This is a genomic window from Kocuria palustris (genome assembly GCF_007666205.1).
In the GTDB taxonomy this organism is placed as follows: domain Bacteria; phylum Actinomycetota; class Actinomycetes; order Actinomycetales; family Micrococcaceae; genus Kocuria; species Kocuria palustris_A.
Window position 1 is genome coordinate 25,511 of sequence record NZ_VDOR01000002.1, and the last position, 19,094, is coordinate 44,604.

Below are 19,094 nucleotides of genomic sequence, written 5' to 3' on the forward strand. Positions count from 1 at the left end.
TGCAGGTCGCCGCAGGGCATGAGATGGCCCGCTCGGCGGGGCGGGGAGGGGTCAGAAGAGGCGGTCCGAGGCGATGCGGGCGCCCTCGGCGAGCGACTCGAGCTTGGCCAGGGCGATCTGCGGGTGCAGCCGCCCGCCCAGACCGCAGTCGGTCGAGGCGATCACGCGCTCCGGCCCGACGACGGAGGCGAAGCGCTCGATGCGCTCGGCCACCAGCTCCGGGTGCTCGACCACGTTGGTCGAGTGCGAGACGACGCCCGGGATGATGACCCGGTCCTCGGGCAGCGCGGCGTCGGCCCACTCGCGCCACTCGTGGCCGTGGCGCGCGGAGGCGGCCTCGAACGAATAGCCGCCGGCCTCGATCTGCAGCATCGGCTCGATCAGGTGCCGCAGCTCCAGATCGGTGGTGTGGGGGCCGTGCCAGGAGCCCCAGCACAGGTGGAAGCGGATCTGCTCCCGGGGCAGGCCGCGCAGGGCGTGGTTCAGGGCCTCGATCCGCAGCTGGATGAAAGAGCGGTAGTCCTCGAGGGAGGGCTCGGGATTGATCTGGTCCCAGGACTCCGCGATCGAGGGGTCGTCGATCTGCACGATGAGCCCGGCGTCGACGATCGCGCGGTACTCCTCGCGCATGGCATCCGCGCACGCGTAGACGAGCTCCTCGTCGCTCGCGTAGTGCTCGTTGCCCACGCGGGCGCATGAGCCGGGCGACAGCGCGGCCAGGAAGCCCTCCTGCGCGCCCGTCGCCTCCATCGCGGCCCGCAGGTTGTCGATGTCGGCCTGCACGGCGTCGTGGCCCGTGTAGGTCAGGGGCCCCGTGATCCTGGGCTGGGCCACCCGCTTGCGGGCGGTGAGGATCCCGGAGGACTCGTCCGCGTAGGCCTCGCGGAACCGCTGCCGGTCCCGGCGGTCGGCGAAGGACGTCAGGACGATGTTCCCGGGCGAGGAGCGGCGGGCGCCCGCCTCGGGATCCCAGCGGTCCTCGTCGGAGGGGCTCAGCCCGCCCAGCCGGGAGAACGAGTAGTTCCACCACGCGCCGTAGTCGACGGAGCTGGACATGGTGTGCCCGTACTCGCCGTCGTTGACGACGTCGATGCCGATCTGCCGCTGGGCGGCGACGATGTCCCGGACGCCCTGCTGCATGGTCGTCACGAGCTCCTCCCACGAGAGGTCCCCCGCCTGGTGCGCCTCGTTGGCGGCCAGCAGCTCGGGGGTGCGGGGCAGGGAGCCCACATGGGTGGTGCGGATGCGGTCGGAGTTCAGCATGCCGTCGGCACGTCCTTTCCATCGGTCCTGGCGGGAGCACCTCTGCGCGGGGGATCGAGCCCTGCATGGTTGCTGCGACGTCTTCGAGCCAAGGTCTCTCGGTCGCTCTTGATGGTGACGCGGCTCATCATGCCACGGATCACGGCGCGGACGTCAAACGGCGTCGGGCGGCGCGCGACGGCGGAGAGCGCACGACGGCGGAGGGGCTCCCGGGCGCATCGCCCGGGAGCCCCTCCGTCCAGCGGCAGCTCGTCAGTCCTGCTGCGTGGGCCGCGGCTCGGCGCCCTCGGCGAACTCCTCAGGGGAGCGGAAGCGGGTCACGCCGCGCCGCTTGGCGAGCACGGCGCCGATGACCCACAGCACCGCGAACAGCGCCGCGGTCAGCAGGATCTGCTGGCGCACGCCCGGCACGGTCATGCCCAGGACCACGACGGCGATCATGCCGGCCAGGGCCACGTAGGACAGCCACGGATAGCCCCAGGCCTTCAGCGGCAGCTCGCGCCCCTCGGCCTCGGCCCGGCGGCGCAGCACCAGGTGGGAGATGATCGTCATGGTCCAGATGACGATCAGGGTGGAGCCCACGATGTTGAGCAGGATGCCGAGGATCTCCTCGGCCCAGACGTAGTTCAGGGCCACCGTCACGAAGCCGAAGGCCACGGAGGCCAGCACCGCCATGACGGGCACGCCGCGGGCGTTCGTCGAGCTCAGCGCGGCCGGGGCCAGCGTCCGGTTCGACAGCGAGAAGATCATCCGCGAGGCGCCGTAGAGGTTGGCGTTGAGCGAGGACAGCAGCGCGACGGTCACGACGATCGCCATGATCGAGGCGACGGCCGGCAGGCCCGCGGTGTTGAGCACGGCCACGAAGGGCGAGGCGAGCAGGTTCTCGTCGTTCCAGGGCATGGCCAGGACCATGATCGCCACGGAGCCCATGTAGAAGATCAGGATGCGCCACACGATGGTGCGGATCGCGCGGCCCACGTTCTTCTCGGGATCCTCGGTCTCGGCGGCGGCCACGGCCACGATCTCGATGCCGCCGAAGGCGAAGGCCACGATCAGCAGACCTGCCGCGACGCCGGCGATGCCGTTGGGCATGAACCCGCCGTGGGCCGTGAGATTGCTCAGGCCCGGCGCCTCGGCGGTGGGCAGCAGGCCGAGCACGAACAGGCCGCCGATGACCAGGAAGACCACCACGGCCGCGACCTTGAGCAGGGAGAACCAGAACTCGAACTCGCCGAACTGCCCCACGCCGAACAGGTTGATCGCGGTGAACAGGATCATGAAGATCAGCGCGAGCAGCCACTGCGGGGCCACGGGCCAGGCGGAGACCAGGATCTGGGCGGCGGCCGTGGCCTCGGCGGCGATCACGATGATGAGCTGGACCCACCACAGCCAGCCGACGGCGAAGCCGGCAGCGGGGCTCACGGCGCGTCCCGCGTAGACGGAGAACGCTCCCGAGGTGGGGTGATCGGCGACCATCTCGCCGAGCATGCGCATGATCAGGATGATCAGCACGCCGGCCACGACGTAGGAGACGAGCACGGCCGGGCCCGCGGCGGCGATGCCGGCGCCGGAGCCCACGAACAGGCCGGCGCCGATGGCCGAGCCGAGGCTCATCATCACGAGGTGGCGGCCCTTCATGTGGGCCTTCAGGCTCGAGTCCTGCGGGTCGCCGTGCCCCTGGGGGGTCGCGCCCGGTGCGCTTCGAGGATGATGTTCGCTGCTGGTCGCTGGCGAGGATCCAGAACCCATTCGGGGCCTCCCGGTCTAGTGGGCGCTGCCCGCTCCTGCGGGGCGTCCGACGGCACCTGTGGTGCGCATCACAGATTGATGGCGCCACAGTAGAGCACAGGAGGCGCGGCGATCCGGCATCGGAGCGAACCGATCACAGAGGCGGACGAAATCCGCCGCACGGGCCCGCCGCAGCGCCGGCTGTCCGGGCGGGGGCGCGTCGGCGGCGCAGGCCGTCCGCCGCCGACGCGGATGTGACCTCAGATCGTCTCGGGGCCCTCGGAGCCGGCCGGGTACTCCTGGAGCGGGACCCGGCCCTCGGCCAGGGCGTCGATGGCCGGCTGGACGATGCGCCAGCTGTGCTCGGAGGCCTCGGCGCTGACGCTGAAGGACCGGTCGCCGTCGAGCATGCGGCGCACGACCGATCCGTAGGCGGCCAGCGGCGACTCGGGAGTGGCCGAGGACAGCGTCACGCGCGACGTGCCGCGGGGATCGAACGGCCCGGCAGTGCTGAGCTCGAGGGAGATCTCGCCGGTGGACAGATCCACGCGCAGGATGTCGCCGGCCGGGCTGCCGAACTCCTCGCCGCCGGCGGGGACGGGGCGGAAGCGCACCAGCACCTCCTGATGCGGGGAGCCGATGGCCTTGCCGGAGCGCAGGTGGACGGGCACGCCCTGCCAGCGCCAGCTGTCGACCGCGACCGTCAGCCGCGCCCAGGTCTCGGTGCCGTGGGCCGGGTCCACGCCCTCCTCGTCCGCGTACGACGGCAGGCGGCGGCCGTCGATGCTGCCGGCCGTGTAGCGGCCCGCGGCCATGCTCTCCTCGACCGGGCCGATCACGCTGGTGCGCGCGAGCACCTGCGCCACGAGATCCGGGATCTCCCCGTCCTCGATCGACGACGGCGGGTCCATCATGAGCACGCCCATCACCTGGAGCAGGTGGGACTGGTGCATGTCGCGGATCGCGCCGTTGGCGTCGTAGAACGCGGCGCGGCCCTCGAGGCCCAGCGTCTCGTCGAAGGTGATGCTGATGCTCTCGACCAGCTCGCGGTTCAGCAGCGGCTCGATGATCCGGTTGGCCAGGCGCAGCCCCACCAGATCGAGCACGGCCGGCTCTCCCAGGAAGTGATCGACCCGCAGGATCCGCGAGGCGGGGGCCAGGTGATCGGCCAGCCGGTTGAGCTCGCGGGCCGACTGCTCGTCCGTGCCGATCGGCTTCTCGAGGGCCAGCCAGAGGTCCTCGGGCAGCTCGATCTCCCGCAGGGCCTGCAGCGAAGCGGCCGTCACCGAGGGGGACAGCGCGAAGTAGAGGATCACGCGGCCGTCGTCGGCCTGATCGAGCAGGCGCGCCATGTCCTCGGGCGAGGAGGCGTCGGCCGTGACCCAGGCGGTCGATTCCAGGGTGCGCTCGACCGCAGGGCCCTCGGCCCCCGTCCCCCGGAAGGCCTCGGCGACCGTCCCCCTCCAGTCGTCCATCTCGGAGCGGGCGCTGCCCACGAGCGTGACCTGCCGCTGCGGCTCGAGGGCCAGGACGTCGCCCAGCCCGGGCAGCAGCAGGCGCGAGGTCAGATCGCCGGAGGCGCCCAGGATGATCAGGGTCACCGGATCGGCGCCCGAGGGCAGGGGAGAGGTCGTGTCGCTCATGGCTCCAGCCTAGACAGCCCCCCGCCCCCGGGGCCTGGCCCTTCAGCTCTCGGCCGAGGGCGCTCGCCGCCGGCTCCGAGGTGACGGGGGCGGAGGCGTCTGCTGGAATGAGCCCATGGCTTCCGATTCCGACCGCCCCGCCTCCACGCCCCTCGAGGACTACGCGCTGCTCTCCGACCTGCGCACCGCGCCGCTCGTCTCCCGGGAGGGCAGCGTCGACTGGCTGTGCTTCCCGTCCGTGGACTCCAGCGCCGTGTTCAGCGCGCTGCTGGGGGAGCCCGACGACGGCCGCTGGAAGATGAGCATCGCCGACGGCACCGTCGTCTCCCGGCGCTATCGCCCCGGGACCTTCGTGCTGGAGACGCAGTGGGAGTCGCCCACGGGGCGGGCCACCGTCGTGGATCTGCTGCCCACGGAGGACGACCGCGCGAACCTGGTGCGGGAGGTGACCTGCACCGAGGGGACGGTCAGGGTCGAGCACGATCTGCGCATCCGCCCCGACTACAACCGCTCCGCGCCCTGGGTGCACCTGCGGGAGCTGCCCGAGGGAGGCAGCGGGATCGCGGCGATCGCGGGCCCGGACATGCTCGTGCTGCGCGGCCCGCAGCTGTCGATCCGCGAGGACGGCGAGGCCCATCACGATCCCAGCGCCGAGGGAGAGGTCGGGCGGTGGCTCGGCGGCTCCTTCGAGCTCGGCGAGGGGGAGTCCCGGTCGTGGGTGCTGACCTGGTGCGAGTCCTGGGAGCCCGTCCCGCAGCCCGTCGACATCGAGGCCGCCATGGCCCGCACGGCGCGGTACTGGAGCGACTGGAAGGATGCTGTCTGCTCCCGGGGGCGGCTGAGCGAGGGCCGGGTCCGCTCGCTGCTCGTGTTGCGGGCGCTCACCAACGGCCTGACCGGCGGCATCGTGGCCGCTCCCACCGCGAGCCTGCCCGAGGACTTCGGGGGCGTGCGCAACTGGGACTACCGCTACACCTGGCTGCGCGACGCGTCGCTGACCATCGAGGCCATGGTGGATCACGGCTACACCGAGGGCGCCCGCGACTGGCGCGACTGGCTGCTGCGCGCGGTCGCGGGGGATCCGGACCGGGTCCAGATCATGTACGGGATCGACGGCCGCCGTCGGCTTCCCGAGCACGAGCTCGACCACCTCTCCGGCTACGAGGGCTCGCGGCCCGTGCGCATCGGCAACGGCGCCGTGGACCAGTACCAGGCCGACGTCGTGGGCGAGGTCATGCTCGCCCTGGGCGCCCTGCGCGATGCGGGCGAGCCCGAGGACCGCTGGTCGTGGGGCCTGCAGAAGAACCTCCTGCGCTACTGCGTGCGCAGGATCGACGATCCCGATCACGGCCTGTGGGAGATGCGCGGCGAGGCCGCGTTCTTCACCCACGGCCGCGTCATGATGTGGGCCGCCTTCAACGAGGGGCTGCGCGCGGTGCGAGAGCACGGCGCGATCCGCGGCGAGACCGGCCGGCACGACGGATGGCCCGACGGGGACGACCAGGACGCCGACAGCGAGCTCTCGGACGGCACGACGGCGGAGGACCGGGCGGGCACCGCCGTGCTGGCCACCCCGGGCGAGGTCCGCCTGTGGACCGAGCTGCGCGACCGCCTGCACGACGAGATCATGGAGCGGGGCTGGAACGAGGAGCTGGGCAGCTTCACGCAGACCTACGCCCCGGGCCACGGCAGCCAGGAGGTGGATGCCTCGCTGCTGCAGCTGACCCACACCGGGTTCATCGACGCCGACGATCCCAAGATGCTCAGCACGGTCGCGCGGATCGAGCGGGACCTGGTGGACGAGCACGGCTTCGTGGCCCGCTACCGCACCGCCTCCGGCTCCGACGGGCTGGAGGGCGACGAGTACCCGTTCCTGCTCTGCCTGGCCTGGCTGGCCGAGCAGTACGCCCGCTCGGGGCGGGTCGACGACGCCCGGGAGGCCCTGGACCGCCTGGAGTCCTGCGCCAACGACCTGGGCCTGCTGGCGGAGGAGTACTCGCCGGAGCACGGGCGCCTGGCGGGGAACTTCCCGCAGGCCTTCAGCCATCTGGGGCACCTGCGCGCCGCCCAGGCGGTCGAGCGCGCCGAGGGCGCCGGCCCGGAGAGCGATCGGGCCGGAAGCTGCCGCGCCCCGGATGCCCCGTCCGCCGACGGCCCCGCCGCCGACGGAGCGGCCGGGGATCAGGCGAACAGCCCCGCGTAGGCCGTCTCGAAGCGCTCGGCGACCCGGTCCCAGTGCTCGCGATGCTCCGGGGTCGGCTCGAAGGTGCGGGCATAGGGCGGGTCGACGGGCTCGATCTGCGGCGAGAGGACCTCGGAGGCCAGCATGGCCGTGCCGCGCAGGGTCGAGCGCTTGAAGGTCGCCTGCACCGCCGAGCGGTCCAGCAGGTCCGCGAGCTGCTGCTGCAGCGCCGGGACCGTCTGGGTCATGCCGCCTGCGGCGACCAGCCGCTCGACCTCGCCGGAGGCCTCGCCGAGCTGCCGTGCCACGCGGCCGTAGGCGGCCACCACGCCCTCCATCACGCCGCGGAGCAGGTCCTCGGGGCCGGTGGCCGCGGAGATCCCGAGCATCGCGGCGCGGGCGTCGCCCACCCAGCCGGTCGAGCGCTCGCCGGTGAGGAAGGGCAGGACCAGCGGAGTCGAGTCGTCGACGGGGCGCTGGGCCACGTCCTCCGCCGAGACGCCGTCGGGCAGCCGGAAGACGTCCTCGGCCCAGCCGATCGCGCGGCTGGCGTCGTTGATCGCGCCGCCGAGCAGGCAGCGGGTGTCGTCGATGCGATAGCACCACAGGCCCGACGGGATGCGCTCGGGCTGCTCGTGCAGCAGCACGCGCATGGCTCCCGAGGTGGCCATGGAGGTGACCATGGTGGTGGCGTCGCGCCCGCCGGAGCCCACGTTGGCGCTGAGGCCGTCGGCCACGGGCGGGAACCACTTGGCACGCGCCAGGGCCGGCCAGCGATCGGCGACCGCGGGCGGCACCTCGCGGATCGGCTGGTTGGGGCGGGCGATCAGCGACAGCGACTCGCGCTCGAGCTGGGCGAGCTCGAGCATCCGGTCCGACCAGTCGCCCGTGCGCCGGTCCAGCAGGCCGGTCCAGGCGGCCGACGACGTGCCGATCCGCGCCTTGCCCAGCAGCCGCAGGTGGAAGTACTCGCCCAGGGACAGCCAGCGGGTGGTCGCGGCGACGGCCTCCGGCTGGGTCTCGCGCAGCCACCGGAAGCGGGGGGTCAGGTACGAGGTGTGCAGGCGCGCGCCGGTCAGCTGCTGGATCTCGGCCTCGTCGGCCTCCTCCCGCAGGGCCGCCAGATGGGCGCTCGAGCGCGAGTCCGCGTAGGTGAAGCACACGGTCGTGGCGCGGCGCTTGGCGTCCGTGCCCACGAGCGAGGCGGCGAAGGTGTCGAGCGCGACCCCGCCGACCCGCCCGATCAGCTCGTGCCGCGTGCCGATGATGAGATCCAGCAGACGGCACAGCTCCTCGACGACCTGATCGGGATCGATCGTGCTCGTGCCGTCGGCGGCCGTCGTGAACTGGTGCGGGATCTTGCCGCGGTATCCCCGCACGGGAGTGCCCGTGGCGTCGTGGATGCTGCCGCGCGTGGCGGTCGAGCCGACGTCGAGGGCGAGGACCAGGGGGTCGACGGCGTCGTGCAGGGGGACCGCGAAGTCCACGTCGTCGTCGGTCTTGGGCGGACGGGGTGCGGACTTTGCCACGTGCGGGTCCTTCGACAGGGGTCACGATGCGATGCGCGTGCCGGGCACGGCCCGCGCGCCGTGGACTCATCGTATCCCCGCCGGCTCAGGGCACGGGAGGCGTCAGGGCCGCCGGGGGCGCCCCCCCCGGTGCCGCGCCGGGAGGGCGCGAGCCCGCCGGCGGGGTCGGGGCCCGCCGGCGGGCGGGGATCAGCCCCGGCTCTTCGAGGCGGTGACCCGGTTCACGATGATCAGGATGAGGCCGAGCAGGAACAGCAGGCCGCCGAGCGTGCCCAGCCCGATCGACGCCAGCGTCCCGCCGACCATGCCGCCGACGCCGGCGTCCGAGATGCGCATCTCGTCGTCCGCGACATAGGGCATGCAGCTGACGCGGTACTGGCCCTCCTCCTCCGTGGTGAAGGACCCGAGCATCCGGAAGGTCTGGTCGTCGTCCGTCATGGTCTGGCCCGAGTCGTCGGAGAGCTCGAGCTCCATCGAGTCGTAGCCCGGGGTGTAGACCGTGCACCGATCCACCGGGTCCGTGCCCGTGGAGTACACGTAGTACCGGGTCCCGTCGTCGAGCACCTGCTGGGTTCCCGACGGCGCGTTCGCGATGCTGCCGACCGAGCCGACGACGCTGGCGAAGAACACGATGATCGCGATCAGGCCGAGGGTCAGGCCGAGCAGCAGCGACGTCAGTCCGACCCACAGCGGCGGCCGTCCCCTGCCCTTCCGGCCGGTGCCGCCCTGCTGGTGGCCGCCGTACTGCGTGCCGTACTGGCCCCCGGCGGGGGTGTACTGCGGGGTGCCGCCGCCGGCGGGGCGGTACTGGGGCGCGCCGGAGCTCTGGGCCTGCTGGCCGTACCGGTCCTGCTGGCCGGAGGCCCCCGACGGGGAGCCCCCGAAGGACGGAGCGCCGTACGACGGGGCCGCCGACGAGCCGGTGCCGCCGTTCTGATCCTGCTGCCAGCCGCCGAAGTCCGGGGCGGAGTGCTGCGAGCCGGCGCCCGAGCCGGACCCGGCGGCGCGGCCGTCGTGCGGATCGTGGGGGGAGCCGTTGATGGGTGAGCTCACGGGAGGGGCCTTTCGCGACGATGCCGATGAATGCGTCGGTGATTCGCGATAGAAAATACTCTGCTTCCGGGCCCCGGCAAGAGTGAGTCGGAAGATTTCTGCCCCGGGCCGTGTTGACGAGAGAATCGGAGGCCGAGCGGGTCGCCAGCGCCCGCTCCCGTTCGCATCCATCGTCCCGTCGCCGCCCCGACGACGGCACCAGAGGAGACACCCGTGCCGCAGCTTCGTTCCGCCACCTCCACCACCGGCCGCAACATGTCCGGTGCCCGTGCCCTGTGGCGGGCCACGGGCATGGGCAGCGAGGACTTCGGCAAGCCGATCGTGGCGATCGCCAACTCGTTCACCCAGTTCGTCCCGGGCCACGTGCACCTCAAGGACATGGGCCAGCTCGTGGCCCGCGCGGTCGAGCAGGCCGGCGGCGTGGCCAAGGAGTTCAACACGATCGCCGTCGACGACGGCATCGCCATGGGCCACGACGGCATGCTGTACTCCCTGCCCAGCCGCGACATCATCGCGGACTCGGTCGAGTACATGGTCAATGCGCACTGCGCCGACGCCCTCGTGTGCATCTCCAACTGCGACAAGATCACCCCGGGCATGCTCATGGCCGCGATGCGCCTGAACATCCCCACGATCTTCGTCTCGGGCGGGCCCATGGAGTCCGGCGAGGGGGTCGAGGGGGTCATCGAGCACCGCGTGGACCTGGTGGACGCCATGGCCCTGGCGGCGGACGAGTCGGTGACCGACGATCAGCTCGCCCTGATCGAGGAGTCGGCCTGCCCCACGTGCGGCTCGTGCTCCGGGATGTTCACCGCCAACTCGATGAACTGCCTGACCGAGGCCCTGGGCCTGTCCCTCCCGGGCAACGGCACCACCCTGGCGACGCACATCAACCGCAAGCGGCTGTTCGAGGAGGCCGGGGCGCGGATCGTGGCCTCCGCCAAGCGCTACTACGAGGACGACGACGAGTCCGTGCTGCCCCGCTCGATCGCCACCCCGGAGGCCTTCGCCAATGCGATGACCCTGGACGTGGCCATGGGCGGATCGACCAACACCGTGCTGCACATCCTGGCCGCCGCGCAGGAGGCCGAGGTCGACTTCACGATGTCGGACATCGACGCGATCTCGCGCCGCGTCCCCTGCCTGTGCAAGGTCGCGCCGAACTCCACGCAGTACCACATCGAGCACGTCCACCGCGCCGGCGGCATCCCCGCGATCCTGGGCGAGCTGCGCCGCGGCGGGCTGCTGGACGAGAACGTGCACACCGTGCACGCGGCCACCATGGGCGAGTGGCTCGACGAGTGGGACATCCGCTCGGGGAAGGCCACCGACCAGGCCAAGCACCACTTCCTGGCCGCCCCCGGTGGGGTGCGGACCACGCAGGCGTTCTCGCAGGCCAACGAGTACGAGGACCACGACCTCGACGCCCAGGACGGCTGCATCCGCTCGGTCGAGGCCGCCTACACCAAGGAGGGCGGGCTCTGCGTGCTCTTCGGCAACATCGCCGAGGACGGCGCGATCATCAAGACCGCGGGCATCGACGAGTCTCTGTTCCACTTCAAGGGCTCGGCCTTCGTCGTGGAGTCCCAGGACGAGGCCGTCTTCGAGATCCTGTCCAAGAACGTGACCCCCGGCGACATCGTGGTCATCCAGTACGAGGGCCCCAAGGGCGGGCCGGGCATGCAGGAGATGCTGTACCCGACCTCGTACCTCAAGGGCCTGGGCCTGGGGAAGGAGTGCGCGCTGATCACCGACGGCCGCTTCTCCGGCGGCACCTCGGGTCTGTCGATCGGGCACATCTCCCCGGAGGCCGCCGCCGGCGGCGCCGTGGGCCTGATCGAGCAGGGCGACGAGATCGAGATCGATGTGGAGAACCGCATCCTGCGCGTGAACGTGGACGACGCCGAGCTCGCGCTCCGCCGCTCGGAGAAGGGCGAGGCGCCCTGGATACCGACCCGGCCGCGCGAGCGGAGGGTCTCCAAGGCCCTGCGGGCCTATGCGGCCATGGTGACCTCGGCCGACAAGGGCGCGGTGCGGGTGGTCGAGGACTGAGCCTCCTCCGCTCGAGCGCCGCAGGCGGCGGGTGACACGGCAGCCGGGCCCCGGACGGGGCCCGGCTGTTGTACATTGCTCCGACTGCTGGGAACGGCCTGGGATCGCTCCGGCAGGTTCCTAGGAGAATCGGAGTGGACATGGAGCAGCTCACCGCGCTCGTCGGCGACATCGGCAACTTCATCTGGAGCTGGATCGTCTTCATCATCCTGGTCGGCACGGGCCTCTACCTGACGATCCGCACCAGGGCCGTCCAGTGGCGGTCCGTCCCGGAGATGTTCCGGGTGCTGGGGGATCCCCCGGGCGAGGACCCCGACGGCAAGAAGTCGATCTCCTCGTTCCGCGCCTTCACCGTCTCGGCGGCCTCGCGCGTGGGCACCGGCAACATCGCCGGCGTGGCCATCGCGATCAGCGTGGGCGGGCCCGGCGCCGTCTTCTGGATGTGGGTCATCGCCGCGATCGGCGGCGCGAGCGCTTTCGTCGAGTCCCTGCTGGGCCAGCTCTACAAGCGCAAGGGCCACACCGGCTACTACGGCGGCCCCGCCTACTACATGACCCACGGGCTCAAGAAGCACTGGATGGGCGTCCTGTTCGCCGTCATCATCACGGTCACCTACGGCTTCGTGTTCAACTCCGTGCAGTCCAACGCGATCGTCGATGCGCTGTCGAGCTCCCTCGAGATCGACCCCTCGGCCGCCGGCGCCATGCCGTTCAAGCTCATCGTCGGCGCCCTCGTGGTCGCGCTGACCGGCGTCATCATCTTCGGCGGCGCGCGCCGCATCTCGGCCGTGACGCAGGCCGTCGTGCCGTTCATGGCGATCCTCTACGTGCTGCTCGGCCTGCTGGTCGTCATCATGAACATCGGGGAGGTCCCCGGCATGATCGCCGACATCGTCCTGGGGGCCTTCGGCATCCGCGAGTTCGTGGTGGGCGGCTTCATGGCCGTCTTCGTCCAGGGCCTGCGCCGCGGCCTGTTCTCCAACGAGGCCGGCATGGGCTCGGCGCCCAACGCCGGCGCCTCCGCCTCGGTCTCCCACCCGGCCAAGCAGGGCTATGTGCAGTCCCTCGGCGTCTACTTCGACACCTGGCTGGTCTGCTCGGTCACCGCGTTCATCGTGCTGCTGTCGAACCCGACCTTCGGCGACTCCGCCCAGGGCGCGGCCCTGACCCAGACCGCCCTCGGCGAGCAGCTGGGCACCTGGGCGGTCCACTTCCTGACCATTGCGATCTTCCTCTTCGCCTTCACCTCGGTGATCGGCAACTACTTCTACGGCGAGGCGAACATCATGTTCCTCACCGGGTCGCGCACGGCCATGAACGTCTACCGCCTCCTGGTGCTGGTCTCGGTGATGATCGGCGCGGTCGTGGCGCTGGACCTGGTCTGGGCCCTGGCCGACGTGTTCATGGCGATCATGGCCACGATCAACCTCATCGCCCTGCTGCTCCTGGCGCCCGTGGCCGTCAAGGTGCTGCGCCACTACGAGGCCCAGCGCCGCCGCGGCGAGGAGCCCACGTTCCACGCCTCGGACATCCCCGGCATCACGGGACTGGATGCCTGGGACGGCACCGACGTGATCACGACCGGCGCGTTCTGGACCCAGCAGATGAAGCGGGTCTCGCAGCGCTGACCGCCTGGCCGGCGACGCCCCTCGACGAGAGCCCGCCTCCCAGCCCTGTCGGGTCGGGAGGCGGGCTCTGCGCGCGGGTCGGGCGCGGCCGCCCGGAGCCGGGCACTCCTCGGCGCTGTCAGGCGGTCAGCACCAGGATCTGCGGCAGCAGGCCCAGGATGACGGCCGCCATGAGCGTGAGCAGGTGCAGGATCAGGAAGACCGTCGCGGCAGTCCTGGTCCCCGAGGACGGGAAGAGCTCCTTGGGCATCCGGACGCGGGGGAACATGGCCAGGAAGGCCCCGAGGATCGCGGGCAGGCCCAGGGGCGCGAAGGCCAGGAGCATCGCGACGACGAGATCGCCCGTCCCGCTGAAGTCGGGCTCGTTCACGAGGGAGGCCGATGCGGCCGAGAAGATCAGCGTGAGCGGCGAGGCCAGCACCGCAAGGACGAAGACGACGATCGACAGCGCGAGGGCCGTCACGGCGGTGCCCGGCGTCGGCACCTGCTGGACCGGCCAGGGCGCGGCCTGCTGATAGGAGGGGACGGCGTACGGCTGGGCCTGGGGGATGTAGGGATGCATCGCGGGCTCCTGAGTCGTGCGGGAGAAGGAGTTGCTGATGCAAATCTACGACGATCCCGCATGATTTGCAAGTGTGAATACCGATCCGCGGTCGGCACCGCACCGGCCCTGGCTGCCGACGGTCCGGAGGGCGCTGCCTGAGATGCGGCATGCGGGCGCGACGACGGGCGTCAGACGGTTCTCGCCAGCAGCCACAGCGCCAGCAGGCCCGTGATCATCAGCCCCGCGCCGTTCAGGACGAGCGCCGCGATGCCGAGCGTCTTCAGGCCGGTCGACGACGGCCAGCGCAGCCCGAGCGCCGCGCTGAGCGTGCTCGCTGCGGCAGGTGCCGCCGAGAGCACCCCGAACAGGGTCGCCGTGAGTCGGCCGACCCCGGCGGCCAGCGATGCCTCCGAGGTCAGGATGAGGGCCAGGAGCCCGAAGGCCGCGGCCGCCGGCAGGAGCAGCGCCTGGAGGCCGGTGATCAGCCACGAGCAGGTGATCCACAGCGCGGCCGGGGACGGCGGCGGGGGAGCGGTCCGAGGTGCTGCGCCCGGGGGCAGGGCGGCGCTCATGACGTGGCCTCCAGCGAGGCCCGGGCCATCGCCGCGAGCCCGGAGGTCACGGACAGCACGAGCATCCCGGTGTGGCACCAGAGCAGGACGTCCCCCGCCCGTGCTGCCGGAGCCGAGCCGGCCGCACGGGCCGCAGCCCGGCCGTAGCGCGCGAAGAGCGCGCCGAACGAGGCCGGCACCCCGATCGGCAGGCACCACCACAGCAGGATCAGCCCGATGACCGTCTTCGGGGTGCCCGGCGTGACCAGGAGCGAGCCTCCGTCCGCCGGCGGCTCCGTCAGGATCCCCCACGTGGCGGCCCCGGTGAGCAGTGCGCCCAGCAGCGCGAACGGGAGCAGCAGGCCCGCGACGGTCAGCCCCAGGGCGATCTGGCGCGAGGGGTCGGGGGTCCGTCCGGTCGCGGGCATGGCGGCCTCCGAGGCAGGGCGACGATGTGCTCCTGCAAACCTACCGGATGGGCGGGCCCGCTGGCAGACCCGGATTCAGCGCCGCTGGCCGCGCAGATGCTCCCGGGCCACGGCGGACAGGTTCTCGAGCGGCAGCCCGGCCGGGCAGACCTCCGTGCAGTCGCCCAGGGTCGAGCACGGGCCGAAGCTCTCCTCCGCAGCGTCGAGCACCTTTCCGGAGCGGGCGCGGCGGTCGTCGTCGTCCTTCGTCAGCGGAGGCAGCTCGGTGAGCAGCGAGCCGACGAAGAGCTGTCCCGAGCCGTTCGGGCACGCCGCGACGCAGGCCCCGCAGCTGATGCACCCGGCCTCGGTCAGGGCCTTCATGCCCACCGGGCCGCCGGCGGCCTTGACCACGCTGCGCAGGGCCGACTTCTTGTCCACGGACAGGTCGCGGGTCACGGGGAAGGCCTCGGCGCGCAGCGGCTCGATCCGCACGCGCTCGCCGTCGGCGAAAGCCGCGACGTGCTGGAGGCAGGAGGCCTGGTTGAGCTCGGGGCCGTGGGCGATGCCGTCGACCGTGACGCCGCACTTGCCGCACCTGCCCTCGCGGCAGCCGTCGTCGTAGGCCACCGGCTCCTCGCCGGCGGGCAGCTGATCATTGAGCAGGTCGAGCAGCTCCAGGACGGTGGTCTCGGGTGTCACCCCGCTGACGCTGTGGGTCTCGAACCAGCCGTCGGACGCGTCGGCGGGCTGCCGCCAGACCTCGACCTGGAGGGTGCGGGTGATGCGCATGGTGCTCCTTCGATGCGAGCGCGCGTGCTCAGCGCACGAGCCGCAGGGTCACGGCCACGGGGATGGAGGCGTTGCCCAGGGCCACGCCGGTGCCGAGGATCCGCCCGGCGAGCTCGAAGCGCTCGCGCGTGCTGCGCTCGGCGGACAGGCCGGTGTCGTTGCCGATCTGGACCAGGCCCTGGGAGGTGTGGGCCGCCAGCGCGAGCATGGCGGCCAGGTAGAGGGCGGCCGCGGGCGGGCGGCGCAGCGAGGCCACGAGGTTGTCGTAGGCCGCGCCCGGAACGTGCCGGGCCGCAGCGGGCCGGGCGCCGAGCGTGAGATCGGCGACGTGGAAGGCCGTGAAGAGCCCCAGCACCGTGCCGGTCGAGCGCATGGAGCGCCGCAGGGTCTGCCAGGGCGTGCGGCGCCTGCCCCGGGGACGGGGCCGCGGCCGGGCGGCAGGACGGCGCGCCGCCTGCTGCGCCCGCACGGTCAGCACGGCCGCGCAGCTCAGATGCGTCACGGCGTCGGCGGCCAGCACGGCGCGGAAGGCCCACAGCAGCGCGCGCGGCGGCAGGATCGGGGCCCCCAGCGTCCGCAGGCCGTGCGCATAGGAGTCGAAGCGCCGTCGGCCCAGGTAGACCTGGAGGTTCCCGAGCATGTGGACCACGGTGTAGCCGGAGAGCACGGCTCCGCTCGAGGCCATGGCCAGCTTGAGGTCCGGGGTGGCGGGGAAGCGCTCGGCGGCCCGTTCGGCCTGCGTCCGCGCCGCGTCGACGACGGCGGCGACGCGGCCGGTCCGGGTGCCCGGGGCCTCGTCCTGTGCGATCTCGGTCATGGTGGGACAGCCTATGCGGGTGGGTGGTGCCGGGACGGCCGGGCCGTGACGCCGCGTTACCCGGCGGCGGGATCCGGGCAGTCGAGCAGGGTGATGCGGAAGCGGGTGCCGGTGTCCCTGTCGGTCACCGTGCAGCCGTTCTTGGACAGATTGCTCAGCACGGCCTCGTGATAGCCGTTCTTCTTGTTCGAGACCACCGCCGTGGGCCCGACCGTGTCGATCTCCCACGATTCGTAGCCGGGGCGGTTGAGGCCGTAGAGGTTGTCCGCGCTGACGCGGTCCTTCTGGAGCATGGGGTCGGCGATCTCGTGCTCCGGCGGGTACGCGATCAGCACCGCGCGGGCGGCCCGGTCCATGAAGATCGCGGTGTCGGCCTGTTCCACGAGCTCGGCGGCGTCCTGGTAGTTGTCGGCCCTCTTCGCGTCGTAGGTGTTCTGCCCGAGCAGCGACGGCAGCGACAGCAGCAGCACGGCGGCCGTCAGGAGCACGATCGCCGGGAGCCATCGGACGGCGGCCAGGGACAGCGCCAGGGCCAGCACCAGGAACGGGAGGGCGTAGGTGAAGTAGCGCTCCTGGAACAGCTGCATGCCCAGCAGCTGGGCCACGAGCACGGAGGCCAGGGGGAAGACCGGGAAGGCCAGGGTCCACAGGATCGCTCGACGACCCGGCCCGCGCACCAGTCCCGCCGCGAGGATCAGCACGATCAGGACCATGAGCCAGGGCGCGAGCTCGGCGGCCACCGCGCCCATGGGGCCGCCGCGATTGACCGGGCTGATCGGGACGGTGCTCAGCAGCCCTCGCTCCACGACCTCGCGCACCGTCAGATCGATCCAGCCGACCTGCTTGCTCTGCGACATCGCGAGCAGGCCCAGCGGGATCACCGCGACGGCGATCGCGGCCGCCGCCGCCAGGACCTGCAGGAAGGGCCGGCGGCCCCAGGTCGCGGCGCGCACGACGTACAGCACGACGGCGGAGGCGGCGTAGAGCGAGAACCCGATGGCGCAGGCCTGCAGCAGCGCGAAGCCGACAAGGTTCCCCGGGCCGCCCTTCTCGCGGAAGCGCTCGAAGAACCACAGCGCGGCGACGGAGGCGAACACCGCCATCGCGTAGCCCCGGGCCTCCTGGCCGCTCCACGAGATGCCGGGCAGCACCGCGAAGACGAGACCCGCGCTGAGCCCGGTCGCCACGATCCGCTGCGGGAACCAGCGCCGGGCATAGGCCATGGCCACCCGCGTGAGCAGCAGGGCGGCGAAGGTCAGGGCGAGGGCCGACGGCGCCCGCATGGCGGTCTCGGAGACCCCGAACACGGCCACCCAGGGCTGCATCACGATGTAGTAGAGCGCGTGGACGGCGTCGACGTCCCGGAGCAGGCGCAGCAGCGAGCCGAACGGACGGTCCGTCGCGGAGACGGTCGCGGCCTCGTCGAACCAGTACTGGGGGACGGAGATGCCCCAGAAGGCGACCGCCCCCGTCACCGCGGCGGCCAGCACCGCAGGCCACCACGGCAGGGGGCGGGAGGCTGCAGGCGCCTCCGCGGCGGCAGAGCCGCTCCGTGGGGCAGGGGCGGGATCGCCCTGCACGGCGCGAGCGCTCTGAGCTGCCATCTGACTCCTCGATGATCCCGGGCTGCGGGCGGCGGGAACGATGCTGGGGGGTCAGCTCGTCGTCGGCCGTCCGCGACATGTCGGCCCCCAGGCTATCCCGGGGAAGCCGCCGGCAGCGGCGGGTCGACTCGGCCGGGTCCGGGCTCCGACCGGGCCGGGCCCTCAGACCCAGCCGGCCTCGCGGGCTCGCAGGGCGAGCTGGAAGCGGTTGCAGGCTCCGAGCTCGGCACCGAGCTCCATGAGGATCTGCCGGAGCTCGGCCAGCTCGACGCCCAGGCGGCGGGCGGCCATCTCGTCGTCGGAGCCCTCCGCGAGCAGCCGCAGCAGCTCGATCCGGCGCTCGTCGGGGGCCGGGTCCTGCCACTCGTCGTCGAGCGGCTCCTGCGGATGCTCTGCCTGCCGGCGGACGCGATGCAGCTGCGCCGTGGTGATCGACACGACGACCTCGTCCTTCTGCGTCCTCCTCCCGTTGGAGGGATGCAGGTCACGCGACAGGGGAGTCATGCCTCACATGATGGACCGAGCGGGGGCCGAATGCCATCTCGATGACGAGGGGCTCACCGCTGCTGGTCCCGGTGCAGCCAGAACTCGGCCTCCGTGCCTCCCGCATCGACGCGCGCGAAGCCGTGGCGCTGCAGGAAGGGGCCCAGGGCGGCCTGGTCCTCCGGGACGGAGGCGCGGATCGCGCGGACGCTCGGGTTCTGGAGGCCCAGGGCCACGAGATGCGGCAGGACCTCGGTCGCGTAGCCGCGCCCCGTGCGCGAGGGCACCAGGAAGCCCTCGATCTCGAGGGCGTCGTCGATGGGCGGCGCCGACCACCCGGCGATGCCGATGATCAGTCCGCTCTCGCGCTCCATGCAGGCCAGCGGCGAGTACACGGACTCGGTGAAGAAGAACTCCCCGGAGGCCCGGACCTCCTGCAGGACGTCGAAGGCGTCCGGGGTGGGGAAGTCGGCGTGGAACTGCGGACGGGTCTCCTGATGGCAGGCGGCGTCGAGCTCGTCGCGGGTCAGCGGGCGCAGCTCGAGCCGCTCGGTCGTGATGCTTCGGGCATCCAGCAGATGCGGGGACACATCGGTCACGGGGGGCTGCCTCCGTTTCGTCCGGCGGTTCGTGCAGGCCGATCCGAGAGCCCCGGCCCCGTGCGGGGCCCGACGGCTGGGGCGCCGGAAGCGGCGCGGCCCGGAAAGGTTGACTGGGCATGAGTCTACGTCAGGGGTCCGGCGGATCGGCGTCCCGGGCCCGGGCCCGGGACGCACGGCGACGGGCCGCCCTGGCCGGGGCGGCCCGTCGCGCGGAGG

The 19,094-nt window shown here is 72.3% G+C and carries 16 protein-coding genes and 1 riboswitch; of the genes, 3 read left to right on the plus strand and 13 right to left on the minus strand.

What is annotated here, in order from left to right; all coding sequences use genetic code 11:
• Positions 1–51: 51 nt before the first annotated feature.
• The 3 genes from FSY66_RS02245 to FSY66_RS02255 all read right to left on the minus strand — a co-directional run bounded on the left by FSY66_RS02245 (position 52) and on the right by FSY66_RS02255 (position 4,634).
• Positions 52–1,263 carry a cobalamin-independent methionine synthase II family protein gene (locus tag FSY66_RS02245; protein ID WP_144790894.1) on the minus strand — a complete coding sequence of 404 codons (1,212 nt, stop codon included), beginning with the start codon at positions 1,261–1,263 and terminating at the stop codon, positions 52–54.
• 15 nt (positions 1,264–1,278) lie between these two features.
• Positions 1,279–1,381: riboswitch (SAM riboswitch) on the minus strand.
• Positions 1,382–1,515: 134 nt separating this feature from the next.
• Positions 1,516–2,901 carry an amino acid permease gene (locus tag FSY66_RS02250; protein WP_144790896.1) on the minus strand — a complete coding sequence of 462 codons (1,386 nt, stop codon included), beginning with the start codon at positions 2,899–2,901 and terminating at the stop codon, positions 1,516–1,518.
• A gap of 350 nt (positions 2,902–3,251) precedes the next feature.
• A complete protein-coding gene (locus tag FSY66_RS02255) occupies positions 3,252–4,634 on the minus strand; it encodes a glucose-6-phosphate dehydrogenase (RefSeq protein ID WP_144790898.1) in 1,383 nt (460 codons plus the stop codon).
• Between the two features lie 115 nt (positions 4,635–4,749).
• Here FSY66_RS02255 and FSY66_RS02260 point away from each other — a divergent pair, with 115 nt between their 5' ends.
• Positions 4,750–6,837 (plus strand): glycoside hydrolase family 15 protein, encoded by a 2,088-nt coding sequence (locus FSY66_RS02260; protein WP_144790900.1) that lies wholly within the window; start codon positions 4,750–4,752, stop codon positions 6,835–6,837.
• On the opposite strand, the gene FSY66_RS02265 is transcribed toward FSY66_RS02260, so the two are convergent.
• On the minus strand, positions 6,816–8,345 hold the full coding sequence (locus FSY66_RS02265) for a gluconokinase (protein WP_260853379.1): 1,530 nt from the start codon (positions 8,343–8,345) through the stop codon (positions 6,816–6,818). The two genes, FSY66_RS02260 and FSY66_RS02265, sit on opposite strands and share 22 nt — an antisense overlap.
• Positions 8,346–8,534: 189 nt before the next feature.
• Complete coding sequence (locus FSY66_RS02270) at positions 8,535–9,398, minus strand: hypothetical protein (protein ID WP_144790904.1); 864 nt, start codon at positions 9,396–9,398, stop codon at positions 8,535–8,537.
• 213 nt (positions 9,399–9,611) lie between these two features.
• On the opposite strand from FSY66_RS02270, the gene ilvD reads away from it, so the two are divergent.
• Together ilvD and FSY66_RS02280 are read left to right on the plus strand one after the other, a co-directional pair.
• A complete protein-coding gene (gene ilvD, locus FSY66_RS02275) occupies positions 9,612–11,450 on the plus strand; it encodes a dihydroxy-acid dehydratase (RefSeq protein ID WP_144790907.1) in 1,839 nt (612 codons plus the stop codon).
• Positions 11,451–11,590: 140 nt separating this feature from the next.
• A complete protein-coding gene (locus FSY66_RS02280) occupies positions 11,591–13,078 on the plus strand; it encodes an alanine/glycine:cation symporter family protein (protein WP_144790909.1) in 1,488 nt (495 codons plus the stop codon).
• A 118-nt stretch (positions 13,079–13,196) separates the two neighbouring features.
• Here FSY66_RS02280 and FSY66_RS02285 read toward each other — a convergent pair whose 3' ends face one another.
• From FSY66_RS02285 to FSY66_RS12495, 8 genes are all read right to left on the minus strand, one after another.
• The gene (locus tag FSY66_RS02285) at positions 13,197–13,640 is read right to left on the minus strand and encodes a hypothetical protein (protein WP_144790911.1); all 444 of its coding nucleotides are present in this window, start codon (positions 13,638–13,640) and stop codon (positions 13,197–13,199) included.
• A 170-nt stretch (positions 13,641–13,810) separates the two neighbouring features.
• Positions 13,811–14,194 (minus strand): hypothetical protein, encoded by a 384-nt coding sequence (locus tag FSY66_RS02290; protein WP_144790913.1) that lies wholly within the window; start codon positions 14,192–14,194, stop codon positions 13,811–13,813.
• Entirely contained in the window at positions 14,191–14,601 is a 411-nt protein-coding gene (locus FSY66_RS02295; RefSeq protein WP_144790915.1) for a hypothetical protein, read from the minus strand. Before FSY66_RS02295 ends, FSY66_RS02290 begins: the two co-directional genes overlap by 4 nt.
• A 75-nt stretch (positions 14,602–14,676) precedes the next feature.
• Entirely contained in the window at positions 14,677–15,372 is a 696-nt protein-coding gene (locus tag FSY66_RS02300; protein WP_144790917.1) for a 2Fe-2S iron-sulfur cluster-binding protein, read from the minus strand.
• A gap of 28 nt (positions 15,373–15,400) precedes the next feature.
• Positions 15,401–16,189 carry a succinate dehydrogenase/fumarate reductase transmembrane subunit gene (locus FSY66_RS02305; RefSeq protein ID WP_144790919.1) on the minus strand — a complete coding sequence of 263 codons (789 nt, stop codon included), beginning with the start codon at positions 16,187–16,189 and terminating at the stop codon, positions 15,401–15,403.
• Positions 16,190–16,245: 56 nt separating this feature from the next.
• Positions 16,246–17,793 carry a glycosyltransferase family 39 protein gene (locus tag FSY66_RS02310; RefSeq protein ID WP_144790921.1) on the minus strand — a complete coding sequence of 516 codons (1,548 nt, stop codon included), beginning with the start codon at positions 17,791–17,793 and terminating at the stop codon, positions 16,246–16,248.
• Between the two features lie 162 nt (positions 17,794–17,955).
• Positions 17,956–18,297 carry a helix-turn-helix domain-containing protein gene (locus tag FSY66_RS02315; protein ID WP_144790923.1) on the minus strand — a complete coding sequence of 114 codons (342 nt, stop codon included), beginning with the start codon at positions 18,295–18,297 and terminating at the stop codon, positions 17,956–17,958.
• 53 nt (positions 18,298–18,350) lie between these two features.
• The gene (locus FSY66_RS12495) at positions 18,351–18,875 is read right to left on the minus strand and encodes a GNAT family N-acetyltransferase (protein WP_186304364.1); all 525 of its coding nucleotides are present in this window, start codon (positions 18,873–18,875) and stop codon (positions 18,351–18,353) included.
• Positions 18,876–19,094: the final 219 nt, after the last annotated feature.

Coding starts and splice junctions, on each gene's coding strand:
- FSY66_RS02295 (WP_144790915.1), bottom strand. CDS start 14,601: ATGCCCGCGACCGGACGGACCCCCGACCCCTCGCGCCAGATCGCCCTG.
- FSY66_RS02250 (WP_144790896.1), bottom strand. CDS start 2,901: ATGAAGGGCCGCCACCTCGTGATGATGAGCCTCGGCTCGGCCATCGGC.
- FSY66_RS02280 (WP_144790909.1), top strand. CDS start 11,591: ATGGAGCAGCTCACCGCGCTCGTCGGCGACATCGGCAACTTCATCTGG.
- FSY66_RS02260 (WP_144790900.1), top strand. CDS start 4,750: ATGGCTTCCGATTCCGACCGCCCCGCCTCCACGCCCCTCGAGGACTAC.
- FSY66_RS02305 (WP_144790919.1), bottom strand. CDS start 16,189: ATGACCGAGATCGCACAGGACGAGGCCCCGGGCACCCGGACCGGCCGC.
- FSY66_RS02310 (WP_144790921.1), bottom strand. CDS start 17,793: ATGGCAGCTCAGAGCGCTCGCGCCGTGCAGGGCGATCCCGCCCCTGCC.
- FSY66_RS02315 (WP_144790923.1), bottom strand. CDS start 18,297: ATGACTCCCCTGTCGCGTGACCTGCATCCCTCCAACGGGAGGAGGACG.
- FSY66_RS02245 (WP_144790894.1), bottom strand. CDS start 1,263: ATGCTGAACTCCGACCGCATCCGCACCACCCATGTGGGCTCCCTGCCC.
- FSY66_RS02285 (WP_144790911.1), bottom strand. CDS start 13,640: ATGCATCCCTACATCCCCCAGGCCCAGCCGTACGCCGTCCCCTCCTAT.
- FSY66_RS02255 (WP_144790898.1), bottom strand. CDS start 4,634: ATGAGCGACACGACCTCTCCCCTGCCCTCGGGCGCCGATCCGGTGACC.
- FSY66_RS02290 (WP_144790913.1), bottom strand. CDS start 14,194: ATGAGCGCCGCCCTGCCCCCGGGCGCAGCACCTCGGACCGCTCCCCCG.
- FSY66_RS02300 (WP_144790917.1), bottom strand. CDS start 15,372: ATGCGCATCACCCGCACCCTCCAGGTCGAGGTCTGGCGGCAGCCCGCC.